The 12,729-nt window shown below is 57.2% G+C and carries 11 protein-coding genes; 1 reads left to right on the top strand and 10 read right to left on the bottom strand.

Going from position 1 to position 12,729, the window contains the following annotated elements:
* Positions 1-11: 11 nt before the first annotated feature.
* The 10 genes from JI735_RS16265 to JI735_RS16220 form a co-directional block, all read right to left on the bottom strand.
* Positions 12-1,235 carry a pyridoxal-phosphate-dependent aminotransferase family protein gene (locus JI735_RS16265; protein ID WP_039835928.1) on the bottom strand — a complete coding sequence of 408 codons (1,224 nt, stop codon included), beginning with the start codon at positions 1,233-1,235 and terminating at the stop codon, positions 12-14.
* A 22-nt stretch (positions 1,236-1,257) separates the two neighbouring features.
* Complete coding sequence (locus tag JI735_RS16260; protein ID WP_202677570.1) at positions 1,258-2,541, bottom strand: M20 family metallo-hydrolase; 1,284 nt, start codon at positions 2,539-2,541, stop codon at positions 1,258-1,260.
* Positions 2,538-3,932: an allantoinase gene (locus tag JI735_RS16255; RefSeq protein ID WP_202677569.1), complete on the bottom strand. Its 1,395-nt coding sequence runs from the start codon at positions 3,930-3,932 to the stop codon at positions 2,538-2,540. Before JI735_RS16255 ends, JI735_RS16260 begins: the two co-directional genes overlap by 4 nt.
* Positions 3,933-3,968: 36 nt before the next feature.
* Positions 3,969-4,337, bottom strand: a complete 369-nt coding sequence (gene uraH, locus JI735_RS16250) for a hydroxyisourate hydrolase (protein WP_039835933.1) — start codon at positions 4,335-4,337, stop codon at positions 3,969-3,971.
* Positions 4,334-4,888: a 2-oxo-4-hydroxy-4-carboxy-5-ureidoimidazoline decarboxylase gene (gene uraD / locus JI735_RS16245; protein ID WP_233476425.1), complete on the bottom strand. Its 555-nt coding sequence runs from the start codon at positions 4,886-4,888 to the stop codon at positions 4,334-4,336. Before uraD ends, uraH begins: the two co-directional genes overlap by 4 nt.
* A gap of 83 nt (positions 4,889-4,971) precedes the next feature.
* Complete coding sequence (locus tag JI735_RS16240; RefSeq protein WP_039835935.1) at positions 4,972-5,901, bottom strand: ABC transporter permease; 930 nt, start codon at positions 5,899-5,901, stop codon at positions 4,972-4,974.
* 30 nt (positions 5,902-5,931) lie between these two features.
* On the bottom strand, positions 5,932-7,029 hold the full coding sequence (locus JI735_RS16235; protein ID WP_039835936.1) for an ABC transporter permease: 1,098 nt from the start codon (positions 7,027-7,029) through the stop codon (positions 5,932-5,934).
* Positions 7,026-8,558, bottom strand: coding sequence for an ABC transporter ATP-binding protein (locus JI735_RS16230; protein WP_039835937.1), 1,533 nt, complete (start codon positions 8,556-8,558; stop codon positions 7,026-7,028). The genes JI735_RS16235 and JI735_RS16230 overlap by 4 nt, the downstream gene beginning before the upstream one ends.
* A gap of 106 nt (positions 8,559-8,664) precedes the next feature.
* Entirely contained in the window at positions 8,665-9,837 is a 1,173-nt protein-coding gene (locus JI735_RS16225; protein WP_039835938.1) for a BMP family ABC transporter substrate-binding protein, read from the bottom strand.
* 340 nt (positions 9,838-10,177) lie between these two features.
* Positions 10,178-11,752, bottom strand: a complete 1,575-nt coding sequence (locus JI735_RS16220; RefSeq protein ID WP_039835939.1) for a PucR family transcriptional regulator — start codon at positions 11,750-11,752, stop codon at positions 10,178-10,180.
* Positions 11,753-12,204: 452 nt separating this feature from the next.
* On the opposite strand from JI735_RS16220, the gene JI735_RS16215 reads away from it, so the two are divergent.
* Positions 12,205-12,405 carry a hypothetical protein gene (locus JI735_RS16215; protein WP_202677568.1) on the top strand — a complete coding sequence of 67 codons (201 nt, stop codon included), beginning with the start codon at positions 12,205-12,207 and terminating at the stop codon, positions 12,403-12,405.
* Positions 12,406-12,729: the final 324 nt, after the last annotated feature.

Below are 12,729 nucleotides of genomic sequence, written 5' to 3'. Positions count from 1 at the left end.
TTTATCCCGGCTTAAGCCTCATATACATCAAGCGCCGCCTGTACGCCAAGCCCGCACGGAACAGCATAACCGTGCCGCAGCAGCACGGCCTCCAGCGCTCCCAGCAGACGAAGCACATTGTTCTCCCGGCAGCTGAAGCCCATCGTGCCGATCCGCCAGATCAGACCCTTGAGCGGGCCAAACGAGCTGGCGATTTCAATGCCGAAGCGCTCAAGCAGCATGGCCCGGACCGACTCGCCGTCCACGCCTTCCGGAATAAGCACACAGGTCACGACCGTCAGCTTGCTCTCCGGGTCACCATACAGCTTCAGCCCCATTGCCGCAAGTCCGGCGGCCAGCGCCCGTTCGTGCAGAACATGCCGGGCATGCCGTTCCTCCAGCCCTTCCTCCAGCACAAGCCGCAGGCCTTCCCGCAGCGCGTAGAGCATGGACGTCATCTCTGTATGGTGATTCAGCCGCTGTTCACTCCAGTAATCCTGCAGCATGCCCAGATCAAAATAATTGCTGCCCACCACAGGCAGTTCGCTGCGCGCAGCGCCGCCAGTGCGCAGTCCGCGCTCTACCTGCTTACGCTTCATCAGCTTGGCTTCGGCGCGTTCGTTGTAGGTGACCGGCGCCATGCCTGACGGGACGGACAGGCATTTCTGCGTGCCGCCGATAACGGCATCCAGCATCCAGGCATCCGTTTCCACCGGCACACCGCCGATGGTTGCCACAGCATCGACGATCAGCAGCGCATCGTGCCCGCGGCACGCCCGACCGATTTCTGCCAGCGGCTGCACCCGGCCTGTTGAGGTCTCGCCATGAACCATCGCCACCACATCGGGGCTAAAGCTCCGTATCGCAGCAATGACTTCCTCCGGGGCGAATACACTGCCCCAGGCGGTCTCAATAGTGAACACCTCGGCCCCGCAGCGTTCGGCGATCTCATGCAGCAGATGCCCGAACCGGCCAAAAATCGGAATCAGCACCCGGTCACCGGGCGCGATCAGGCTGACCATAACGGCCTCGATACCCGAGCGGGAGGTGCCGTCCACGGGAAAAGCCCATTGATTCCCCGTTGCAAACAGCTCACGCAGCATTCCCATCGTCTCATTCATAATATCCGTAAATTCGGGATCGAACTGGCCGAGTACCGGAAAAGACATCGCCCGCAGCACACGCGGATCGACCTCCACCGGCCCTGGAGTCATAATGCACCGCAGGGCCGGCGACAAATCTTCGTACCGCTTCATGATCATCTCTCCCTCTATAGATTCAGCTTGCCTCGTAGGCAAGCTTATATAATAGCGCCGTCAGCACATTAAGCCCGGCCGCCAGCTCTTCCGGCGAAGAATATTCCTCCGGCGAATGACTGATGCCCGCCCGGCTGGGTACAAAAATCATAGCCGCCGGGCACTTCGGGGCAAACAGCTGGGCATCATGCCCCGCCCCGCTCACCATGCGGCGGAAGCTTCTCCCCTGCTCCAGGCAGATCTGTTCAAGCGCCCCGCAGAGCGCCTGGTTCATCGGCGCCGGGGAGGTAGCCAGCGTGGGCACAAGCTCAAGCGCGAGCCCGCGCCGCGCTGCAATTTCTCCGAATGCTGCCGCGAGCGCAGCGCAGAAGCTCTCCAGCCGTGCCGCCTCGCTGTGGCGGATATCCAGCGTAAACTGCACTTCGCCCGGAATCACATTCGGCGTGCCCGGGATGACCTCCAGCCTGCCGGCGGTTGCTACGAGCGGAGCTCCCGCTTCCGCAGCGGACCGCTCCAGCGCACACAGCATCTCCGCTGTGCCGGCAAGCGCATCCCGGCGCAGCCCCATCGGCGTTGTCCCGGCATGATTCGCTGTTCCCGCCACCTTCACGGTGAAGCGCCGCTGGCCGGCAATCGCCTGGACAACCCCAATCTGCTCTGCCGATTGCTCCAGAAGGATGCCCTGCTCGATATGCAGCTCGACGTACATCCCGATGTCTTCTCTCCGGGCGGAATCCGCGCCTCTACCGTGAGACTCTTCACTGTCAATCCGGCTGCCCCCGGTGCCAAGTCCGCAGGCATTCATTGCCTCCATGAGTGTAACACCTTCCGGATCAGCAATGGAATCTGCTGCTTTTCCGTCATAGAGGCCCGTTACATTGCCCGAGCCCCAGAAGGCCAGCGGGAAGCGGCTTCCCTCCTCCTCGCAGAACGCAGCCACCTCCAGCGTCCGCAGCGGCGGTCCAAACGTCTCCGCCAAATAATGCAGCGCAGTGACAGCGGCTGCCACTCCGTAGGCTCCGTCATATTTGCCGCCGTTCACAACAGTGTCGATATGCGAGCCGGTTAGGATGACACTGCCGGAAGGCTGTGATCCGTTCAACCGTCCAAAGACGTTGCCAACGGAATCCGTATGCACCTCAAGCCCGAGCCCAGCCATTGTCTCCTGCAAAAAATGCTGTGCCCCGCTCCACTCCGGCGTGTACAGCAGCCGGGTAACCCCCGGCCCCGGGGCGCTGAATGCCGCCAGCTCCTGAAGCAGCTCCAGCATGGCCGCAGCCGGGGCTTGAATGACCGGCTTCATCATGGAGCCTGCTGCCCGCTATAAATCTGCAGCCACTCTCCTTTATCCGCCGACACCACTCCTTGTTCAGCGGTGTATACCACATTCCCCCGGCAGACCGTCGCTGTGACCTTGCAGGATAAGGTCATTCCGGTATATGGGCTGTGCTTGTGCCGGTAGAGCAGATCCCCAGCAGCCAGCGTATAACCGGCTTTGGGGTTCAGCAGCACCAGATCGGCGTCCAGCCCCGGAGCAATGGAGCCTTTGCGGTGATCCAGTCCAAAACGCCGCGCAGGCTGCCCCGACAGCAGCGCCGAGACTTGGGTGACCGGCAAACCGCGCATATGCACACCTTCGTGGAACATCAGCTCCAGACTGCTCTGCCCCCCGGAAATGCCGCCCCAGGCTTCAAAGAAGGTTAAACCCGGATCAAACTTAAGCTCCGGCGGACAAGGCGAATGGTCGGAGGCAATCAGATCAATCCGGCCCTCCGCCAGCACCTTCCACAGCTCCTCCTGCTCTTGCGTGCTGCGGAGCGGCGGCGCACATTTGGCTACCGGCCCGAGCCGTTCCATGCTGTCTTCATTCAGCACCAGGTAATGCGGGCAGGTTTCTGCGGTCACATCCAGCCCGCGCCGCTTGGCGGAATGGATCATTTCAACCGCAGCGGCGGTGCTGATGTGTACAAAATGCAGCCGGCAGCCGGTACGCTCACTGTAGATCAGTGCCCGGGATACTGCCTCAAGCTCCGCCATCGCCGGCCGGGAAGCCGCGAAATCCCGTGCTCCGGTCCTCCCGCTGCGGACAGCCCCCGCTGACAGCATGGCTGTAATGTCTTCGCTCTCCGCATGCAGAGCGAGAATACCGCCGAGCGCGGCGATTTTTTGCATCCCCAGAAACAGCGTCCCGTCATCCACCTCACGGAAACGCCCTTCCCCTTCGCCGCCGGGATTGGAGATAAAAGCCTTAAACCCGGTCACTCCAGCCGCCGCCAGTCCTTCAAGCTCTGCCAGATTTCCCGGAACAAGACCGCCCCACAGCATATAATCGACCGCTGAATTCCCTGAGGCAGCTTCAGCCTTCAGCTGCAGCGCAGCCCTATTCACCGTAGGCGGATTGCCGTTCAGCGGCATATCCGCATAACAGGTGCAGCCTCCTGCCGCCAGTGCAGCCGAACCGCTGCGGAAGCCTTCCCAGTGACCGAACGCCGGCTCATTAAAATGGACATGCATATCAATCATCCCCGGCAGCACATACTGCCCTTCTGCATCAATAACAGTTGTAGCTGCTGCTGCCTGAAGACCCTGGCCCAGCGCGGCAATTTTGCCGTCCTGTACCCCCACATCCAGCTTGCGCACTTCTCCGGGCAGCACAACATCCCCATTTCTGATAATAAGCTCGTATGCTTCCTCCATGAATCGGTCACCTCCGGTCATTTACTCCTGCTCTTCTCAGCTTCCCCGGTATGTACTGTATCCTCCGGGCGCAACAAGCAGCGGAACATGATAATGCCCTGCAGCATGGGTGATATTGAACCGGATCGGGATCTGCTCGAGGAAAAAGCCCTCTTCATCGCCGAGCCGTCCCTCCAGCCTGCCGCCGCGAAAATAATCCCCTGCCATGAACAGCAGCTCATAGCAGCCGGGAACCAGCTCCGCTCCTTCCAGCAGCGGAGCATCCAGCCTGCCGTCATCATTCGTCTCCGCTTCCCGCAGCAGCTTCCCCGTACCTTCCGCAAGATTCCAAAGCTGCAGCTTCATGCCTGCAGCCGGCAGTCCCCGCGACAGGTCCAGCACATGAGTCGTCAAGCGCCCGCTCATGCTTCCTTCTCCCGGATCAGATCATTCAGACGGAAGGCGGTAATTTTGCCGATCTCGGCAAGCGCCTGCTCCCACTCTTCCTCTTGTGAACGGTTCAGCCGCGCTTCAATGGACTGGATGATGTCATCCTTATCCTTGCCGCGCACGGCCAGGATAAAAGGAAAGCGGAATTTCTCCGTGTACGCCGCGTTCAATTCCGTAAGCCTTGCAAATTCTTCCGGGCTCAGACGGTCCAGCCCCGCCCCCTGCTGCTCTGACTCCGACAAAGGGCTCACCTGGAGCCGGGTCGCCAGATCCGGGTGTGCACGCAGAAGCGCTTCTACCCGGCTGTGCTCCGCATTTCGCGCAGTAGCCAGCATCATGCCGTGCAGCTGGGCAGCGGATTGAAACGGAATATGCTTATAGGCACCTTCCGCCACCCATGGCGAATGTTCAAAGATCCCGCCGAGGTTCGCTACAAATTCCTCCTTGCTCATACGGTTAATCTCTTCCAGTGTCCACAATAAAGGCGGTGTCGTCATGGGCTCCCCTCTTCCTCCGGTTATTCTCATTCGTAAATAATCCTGTTTAATGCCAGATAAGCCCACTCTCTGCATTCAATCCTCTACTTATTTATCTGCTGCGGATGGGGGATTCAGAACCGCTGCTCACGAATGTACGGCGTGCCCAGGGATTCCGGTGTGCCGGATGGCTTGTTGCGGTTGCGGTAACCGAGGTACATGAGCACCAGGATGGTTACCACGTACGGTATCATCTTGAGGAAATATGGCGGAATCATACTGCCGAGCAGTTGGATGCGGAAGCCCAGTGAATCGAGCGCCCCGAAGAAATAGGCACAGAATAATGCACGCAGCGGATTCCATCTCGCGAAGATGACGAGGCCCACCGCAATCCAGCCCCGGCCTGCTGTCAGCCCTTCATTCCATGTCGGCGCATAGGCGAGCACCATATCGGCACCTGCCAGACCCATCAGCGCTGTCCCGGCGGTGATATAACTGTAACGGATCAGCTGCACACGAATGCCCATAACATCCGCTGTCGCCGGACTGTCTCCGACCGCCCGCAAATGCAGACCCCAGGACGTGCGGTGGATCAGGAGATGCAGAACCAGCACCAGCAGCAGGCTGAACCAGGTCAGACCATCCATCCGGCCAAAAATATCTCCAGCCACCGGAATCCCCTTTACCCAGCCCAGATCCAGCTTGGGCGAAGTCCCCGGCAGCGGAATGCCGCTGATGGACTTGCCTAAGTAAGCGCTGAGACCACTGCCAAACAGCGTCATCGCCAGGCCGGACATGGTCTGGTTCGCGCGCAGGGTAACACACAGGAAGGCATGGACCAGACCCAATACGGCGGTTACAGCAATGGCCGCAAGCAGGGCAAGCAGCAGGTTCCCACTGCGGATGTAGACCATACAGGTTGTGACCGCCCCCATCAGCATCAGCCCTTCGGCACCCAGCTGGATGATGCCCGCCCGCTCATTCAGGATACCGCCGAGTGTAGCAAGGAGCAGCGGTGTCCCGGCGGATATGGCGGCTATTAATAACTGTGTTGTGAAATCCATGGTTAAGCTCCCTTCTCTAAGAGGATGCTGCTATGCATTCCGGCGGATGCGAAAACGGTGGATCATATCGCCGGCAATCAGGAAAAACAGGATTGCGCCCTGCAGCATTTCCGAAATGGACGAAGGCAGCCCGATAGTCTGTACACTGTAGCCGCCGACAATGAGGCCGCCGAACAGGACTGAGGTGACGATCAGACCAAGCGGATTCAGCTTGGCAAGCCAGGCGACAATGATCGCCGTATAGCCGTAACCCGGTGAGATTCCCTGCATCAGCTTGTGGGTGACCCCGGAAACCTCAGCCATTCCCGCGATGCCAGCCAGACCGCCGCTGATCAGCATGACGATAATAATGTGCTTTTTGATGTGAATCCCAGCATAACGTGCAGCGGTAGGGTTGGCGCCAATCAGCCGCAGCTCATAGCCCCAGCGGGTAAAGCGGATCATCAGATAATAGATGGCTACTGCTACCAGGCCAAAGATCAGCCCGATATGCAGCCTTGTAGTCCCCAGGACCGGCAGCGACTGGGCAGCGGTGAACATAGGTGAGCCCGGAAAGTTGAAGCCCTTAGGGTCCTTCCAGGGACCAAACACTACATAATCCAGCGCGAGCAGGGCCACATAATTCAGCATCAGCGAGGTAATCAGCTCATTGACGCCGAAATGGGTCCGCGGAATTGCCGTCATGAGCCCCCAGAGCGCTCCGGCGGCTGTTCCGAACACCAGCATCAGGGCAATGGACCAGAAGGAAGACAGGCCGGGAAAATAAATGGTCACCGCCGTAGCAGCCATTGCCCCAACGGTAAGCTGGCCTTCCGCACCGATATTCCATACAGAAATCCGGTACGCAACAGCGATACCAAGTCCGCAGAGCAGCAGCGGTATCGCTTTGACCATCGTCTCCGTAATGCCGTAAGAGGTGCCGAAGGCCCCGCGGAACATTTTGTCGTATACGGTAACCGGACTCATGCCGTTGGCGGCAATGAATACCGCGCAGAGCAAAAGCGCCAGGATGATGGACAGAATCGGCGACCACCAGGGAGAGCGGGTGCGGCTTGCATCATACTCCAGACGTATCGGGAGCCGTCTGGCGGATTTAGCCGGAACAGAATTCAGCAGTTTGGAACTCATATGGCACTTGCCTCCTTGCTCCGGATTCCGGCCATGAGCAGGCCGATATGCTCCCGGTCCGCATGCTCATGATCGCTCTCTCCTATAATCGAACCGTTATAGATCACCAGAATCCGGTCAGAGAGCTGGAGCAGTTCATCCAGATCCTCCGAAATCAGCAATACTCCGCTGCCTGTGCTGCGCAGCTCCATCAGCAGCTCATGCACACCTGCAGTAGCACCTACATCCAGCCCTTGCGTAGGATGGACGGCAACCATCAGCTTCGGCTGGTGGCTGACCTCGCGGGCGAACAGCAGCTTCTGCTGATTGCCTCCGGATAACTGCTGTACCGGTGTATCCAGCGCAGGCGTCTTAACATTGAAGCGTTCGACAAGCTCCTGTGACCAGGAGCGGTTTTTGGCCGCCTTCAGGAATCCGAATTTGGAGTGGCCGCTGCTGCGGTAAGACTTGAACAGCAGGTTATCCACGGAGCCCAGGCGTCCGGCGAGGCCGCTCTTCATCCGGTTCTCCGGCACATGGGAGATTCCCGAATCAATGGCCCCCCGTACCGAAGCCGATTTTACCGGTCCGCCATCAAATATGATATCGCCGTTCTTCCAGGTTCTAAGCCCTGTCAATACCTCTGCCAATTCCTTTTGTCCATTGCCGGCCACTCCGGCAACCCCCACAATCTCCCCTTCGCATACTTGAAGCGACATCCCGTCCAGCGCCTTGCGGCCATGGTCGGCAGTAACTTCCAGATTGCTGACAACCAGGAGCGGCTTACCGGGCGCAGCTTCACGTTCCCGGCGGGTGATTTCAACCTCACGCCCTACCATCAGCTGCGCCAGCTCCAGCTCATCGGTCCCGGAAGTAGCCAGCGTAGCTATCATTTTACCTTTGCGCATAACAGAAATGCGGTCAGAGGAGGCCATAACCTCCTTCATTTTATGCGTAGTCATGATCACCGTCTTGCCGGCCTGCTTCATGACCTGCAGGGTCGCAAACAGCTGTTCCGCCTCGCCGGGAGTTAATACCGAGGTAGGTTCATCCAAAATGATGATCTCCGCCCCCCGGTAGAGTGTCTTAACGATCTCCACACGCTGCTGCTCGCCGACGGACAGCTGCCAGACCGGACGGTCCACCGGGAACATCAGCCCGAATTGCTCTGCCAGAGCTTCAATTTCCCTATGTTTGTTTTTAATCCATTTGCTCCCCCGCCAGAAAGACGACTTTTCGCCAAGCACGATATTTTCCGCTGCCGTGAGGCTTTGCACCAGTCTGAAGTTTTGAAAAACCATGCCGACGCCAAGAAGTGCAGCATCTTTGGGGGAACGGATTTTGGCCGGCTGGCCGTGAAGGAGAATTTCACCCTCATCCGCTCTGTACACCCCTGAGAGCATACTCATGACTGTGCTTTTACCTGCTCCGTTCTCACCAAGCAGCGCATGAATCTCACCCGCATTTGCCGAAAAATCGACTTGATCGCTTGCCGTTACAGAACCGAATTTCTTCACGATCCCGCGCATCTCAACCGAAGGGTCCTGCATAGTGGGACGCTCCTTTCCTTATAGTTGTAGGACGGGTGGGGAAGGTTCCGTCTGTACGGCACCCGCCCCACCCATAAGGCCTTGCGTAATTCATTTGGTTTCAGCGTTATTTCGGGATGGTGCCTTCAATGCCTTTGGCCAGCCAGTTCATGGACAGAACCTCATCAAGCGTCAGCTTTTGGCCTTCCTGAACCTGCACCTTGCCCTGGTTGTCAGAGATAGGACCTGTGAATATATCCAGCTCTCCGCTGATAATTTTGGCTTTGGCATCCTCCACGAGCTTCTTCACATCATCCGGAACCTTGCTGCCGAATGGCGCAATATCGATCATGCCATCCGCCATATCCCCGGAATACTGCTCGCTCTTCCAGGTTCCGTCCATAACAGATTGTACAGCCTTCACATAATAAGGGCCCCAGTTCCATACAGGGTTGGTCAGATAATGATCCGGCCCGTATTTGCCCATGTCAGAGTCATTCCCCCCGGCAAAAGCACCGCGTTCAGCCGCAGCCTGCAGCGTGGCAGGCGAATCCTGGTAAGCCAGCAGCACATCTGCACCTTTATCCAAAAGACTGATTGCCGCCTGGCGCTCCGTTGCCGGGTCATACCAGGTATTCGTCCAGACTACATCCACCTTTACATCGGGATTTACGCTTTGCGCGCCCAATGTGAAGGCGTTAAGATTATAAATCACCTCACTGATCGGGAAGGCTCCCACGTAACCCAGGTGATTCTTTTTGGTCATTTTTCCGGCTGCGATACCGGCCAGGTAGCTGCCCTGATAGTTTTTGCCGAAGTACGTTCCCATGTTGGCGGCTGTTTTGTAGCCGGAAGCATGCAGGAATTTCACCTTTGGAAATTTATTGGCTACGTTAAGGGTGTAGTCCATATACCCGAAGCTCGTTGTAAATACAATGTCATGATTCTGGGCAAGCTCGGTGATGATGCGTTCGGCATCGGCGCTTTCCGGAACATTTTCCACAGTGTCCGCCTTAATGCCCAGCTCCTTTTCCATATACAGGCGGCCTTGATCATGCTGATACGTATATCCGCCGTCACCCGGAGGTCCAATGTAGACAAAAGCAACCCTCGGCTTCTCTGCTGCCGGCTCTGTTGCTGCTGCCGCCTCTGTCGCTGTGCCCGCGTTCGATGCCGCCGGAGCTTCTGTGCCGCCAGCGTTTGTGCCGGAATTATTGTTGCTGCCGCAACCTGCCAAAACCACCGCCAACAGGAACATTATTGCGAAGCTGAACGATAGTGCCTGACCCCTTTTTTTCATAATTCTCCTCCTTCAGTAAATCTCCCATCATAGCTGCTGCCATTAATGTATCTCTACTATACTGAGCCGCAGCATCCGCGTAAATTTATATAACATACGTTTGTGCCATCTGATAAGAACTGCTGTTTATTTTGTGCAGAGCGCACTAGAATACATAAAATACGTGATATTTCATGACATTATATTGAGGGCCAGCGATTTTCATGCCAGTTGCTGCTGCAGGAACCCGGGGTCGCACCCCACCGGCATACAGATTTTCCGCCTCCGGGCGCCGGTTATTTGACGTTGGGCACATCGTCGGGGAATTACAGCACCCTGCTTAAATAGACACGTATCCCCCTCATTCTCGCTCCAGCATTTTCCGGAAAATAAACACCAGCTTCAGGCGCATCAGGTCATTGATTTTTTTGAAATCCACATCCAGCAGCTCGCTTAGCTTCTCGATCCGGTAAGTGGCGGTATTGCGGTGAATAAACAGCTTTTTGGCCGTCTCATTTACATGTCCGTCATTCTCCAGATAGACCTCCAGCGTATGCAGCATCTCCCTGACATACTCCGGTTCCCGGCTTTGCAGGCCCCGCAGGCTGCTGTTGCAGTATTTCTCCATCGTTTCTGCCGGGATCTGGCCAAGCAGCAGATTCAGCTCAAGCTGCCGGTAGTGTACAACATTTCCGTGTGCTCCCCAATGCTGGAACATCTCCATACACTCCTTAATCTCGGCAAAAGCCTCCTTCAACCCTTCCGGTTTGACCTTAGCGCTGCTGAGCGCAGCCCGGGGATAATAACCCTTATCGAATTTTAAATTTCCAAAACAGGCATTAACCAGTTCCCGGAACTGCTCAGGACTGTACGGCTCCGCCGGATACAGTGATACCAGGCCTTCATTCATCATTACATGGATGCCGTTCAGATCGCGCAGCAGCGGATGTTCCAGATATTCTTCTTTCAAACGATGCAGTTCGGTCTGGCGTGCATCCCCGGAGGCGACCGTATCGGTAAGCATCAGCTGAAACGGTGCCTGCAGCAGCCCCACTTCCAGCTTGGAAGCAGCCTGCGCCATTTCAGCACAGGGCATTCCGCCGTTCAGGCAGAGCCGCAGGAGCCCGCTGAACTCCCTATGCCCGGCATGCTCGAAGTAATCCTCATAACCCGAATGAAGATGATAGGAGATCAGCTCGGCTCCCTGGACGAACAAACTTTCTTCCACCGGCAGCAGTAATGGATCAATGGAGCAGTATAAAAGATAGCCGGAGCACTTACCGCCCTGCAGCAATGGAAGCCTGAACCCGGTCTTGTCACCGATCCGGAAGCGCTGATTCCGGCTTTGCCAGGGCCAGCCTTCCAGCAGCTGTGGTACAGCGTTGTCCGAATTATTGAACACCACATCCCCGCGGGCGCTGACTACAGCGAGCGGAGTTCCGATCACTTCAGATACCGATTCGAACAACGGACGGCTGCGTCCGGAGCGCAAGGCGAAACGCATCAGCTTCCGCTGCTTCTCCATCATGCTCTGTAGCACACTGGTGCTGCGCGTAAGCTCCGCACGGAACAGCCCGTTCATCTGGTCCGAGAAGGTGAACTGGAACGGCAGCTCAATCAGCGGAAAATTCATCTTTTCCGCTTCGGCAATCAGCTTCTCCGGCACAGCGTCCCAAAAACGCCCCAGCTTGATGCCAAGCCCCGCCGAACCGCGCCGGTTCAAGGTCTGGAGCAGAGCCGAAGCATCCTCCAGACTGTCCTTGATCAAATAAGCTGTCGTAAGGAGCATCTCCCCTTCTTTGATCCAGTCGGAGATATCGGGAGCGTCCATTACATTGACAGATTTGATCACCCGGTGTTTCCCCTTCGAACCGGCAATCAGCTTCGCTTCAGACAAAGGGTAAACGGACAACGCTTCTTCAACCGTAAGATGCATCGCTACCCCTCCTTTATAGATTGATGTTGCAATCATCGTTTGTGTAACTTTATGTAACATTATAAATAAAGTTACTGGAGTTTGAAAGAAAAAAGTATTAAAAACTAATTAATCATGTTAGTAAACATAACGCAAAATTGCGCAACCTTAATGATTTCCGGCCGCTTTTTCTATTTGAAGGTGAGTTTAGCTTGCACAGGGGCATAGGCGGTGGCGGGATGGCGGGGTGGAATGATAGCGGCGGGGTGGCGGCGGGGAGATGGTGGCGGCAGGATGGCGGCGTGGAATGGCGGCGGTGAGATGGAGCGGGATGGCGGTGGCGGGATGGTGGCGGTGGGATGGTGGCGCGAAATGATAGCGGCATGGGTGGCGACGGTGAGATGGTGGCGGCGCGATGGCAGCGGCGGTAGGATGGCGGCGGTGGGATGGTGGCGGTGGGATGGCGACGCGGGATGGCAGGATGGTGGCATGGAATGGCAGCGGCGGGATGGCGGCGTGGAATGGCAGCGGCGGGATGGTGGCGGTGGGATGGCAGCGGTGGGATGGTGGCAGCGGGATGGTGGCGGTGGGATGGTGGCAGCGGGATGGTAGCGGTGAGATGGAGCGGAATGGCGGTGGCGAGAATGCGGCGGCGGGATGGTGGCGCGGAATGATAGCGGCAGGGTGGCGGGGATGGGATAGCGGCGATGGGATGGACCGCGATGAGATGTTGCGTGGGATGACGGCGGTGGGATGGTGGTGGCGCGATGGCGGCGGGATGGACTGCGGCAAGTAATGCTGCTTAGTTGTGAGGGTATCGGGAAGAGTCGGGGGAGCTGGAGGAGGCAGACGCAGGCAGAGATGTCAGAGGTGCTTTCCCCCTCATTTCATCTCGCAGCCCGGTTGCAAGAAATATCTGAAGTACTATACCTACTTATTTTGTCGTAGGGCAGCATCAAAAAAATGTGTAAGTACCATAGGCATCTTCTCGTGGCTTT

The sequence above is a fragment of the Paenibacillus sonchi genome, from assembly GCF_016772475.1.
Lineage (GTDB): Bacteria > Bacillota > Bacilli > Paenibacillales > Paenibacillaceae > Paenibacillus_AQ > Paenibacillus_AQ sonchi.
The sequence above is the reverse complement of the archived record's forward strand: the minus strand, read 5'-3'. Positions and strand labels throughout refer to the sequence as shown.

Excerpts from the sequence above, each read along its gene's own strand:
- uraH (WP_039835933.1), bottom strand. The coding sequence starts at position 4,337 with ATGAGCGGGCGCTTGACGACTCATGTGCTGGACCTGTCGCGGGGACTG.
- JI735_RS16235 (WP_039835936.1), bottom strand. The coding sequence starts at position 7,029 with ATGAGTTCCAAACTGCTGAATTCTGTTCCGGCTAAATCCGCCAGACGG.
- JI735_RS16215 (WP_202677568.1), top strand. The coding sequence starts at position 12,205 with ATGGCAGGATGGTGGCATGGAATGGCAGCGGCGGGATGGCGGCGTGGA.
- JI735_RS16240 (WP_039835935.1), bottom strand. The coding sequence starts at position 5,901 with ATGGATTTCACAACACAGTTATTAATAGCCGCCATATCCGCCGGGACA.
- JI735_RS16255 (WP_202677569.1), bottom strand. The coding sequence starts at position 3,932 with ATGGAGGAAGCATACGAGCTTATTATCAGAAATGGGGATGTTGTGCTG.
- JI735_RS16220 (WP_039835939.1), bottom strand. The coding sequence starts at position 11,752 with ATGCATCTTACGGTTGAAGAAGCGTTGTCCGTTTACCCTTTGTCTGAA.
- JI735_RS16265 (WP_039835928.1), bottom strand. The coding sequence starts at position 1,235 with ATGAAGCGGTACGAAGATTTGTCGCCGGCCCTGCGGTGCATTATGACT.
- JI735_RS16260 (WP_202677570.1), bottom strand. The coding sequence starts at position 2,541 with ATGATGAAGCCGGTCATTCAAGCCCCGGCTGCGGCCATGCTGGAGCTG.
- uraD (WP_233476425.1), bottom strand. The coding sequence starts at position 4,888 with ATGAGAATAACCGGAGGAAGAGGGGAGCCCATGACGACACCGCCTTTA.
- JI735_RS16225 (WP_039835938.1), bottom strand. The coding sequence starts at position 9,837 with ATGAAAAAAAGGGGTCAGGCACTATCGTTCAGCTTCGCAATAATGTTC.
- JI735_RS16230 (WP_039835937.1), bottom strand. The coding sequence starts at position 8,558 with ATGCAGGACCCTTCGGTTGAGATGCGCGGGATCGTGAAGAAATTCGGT.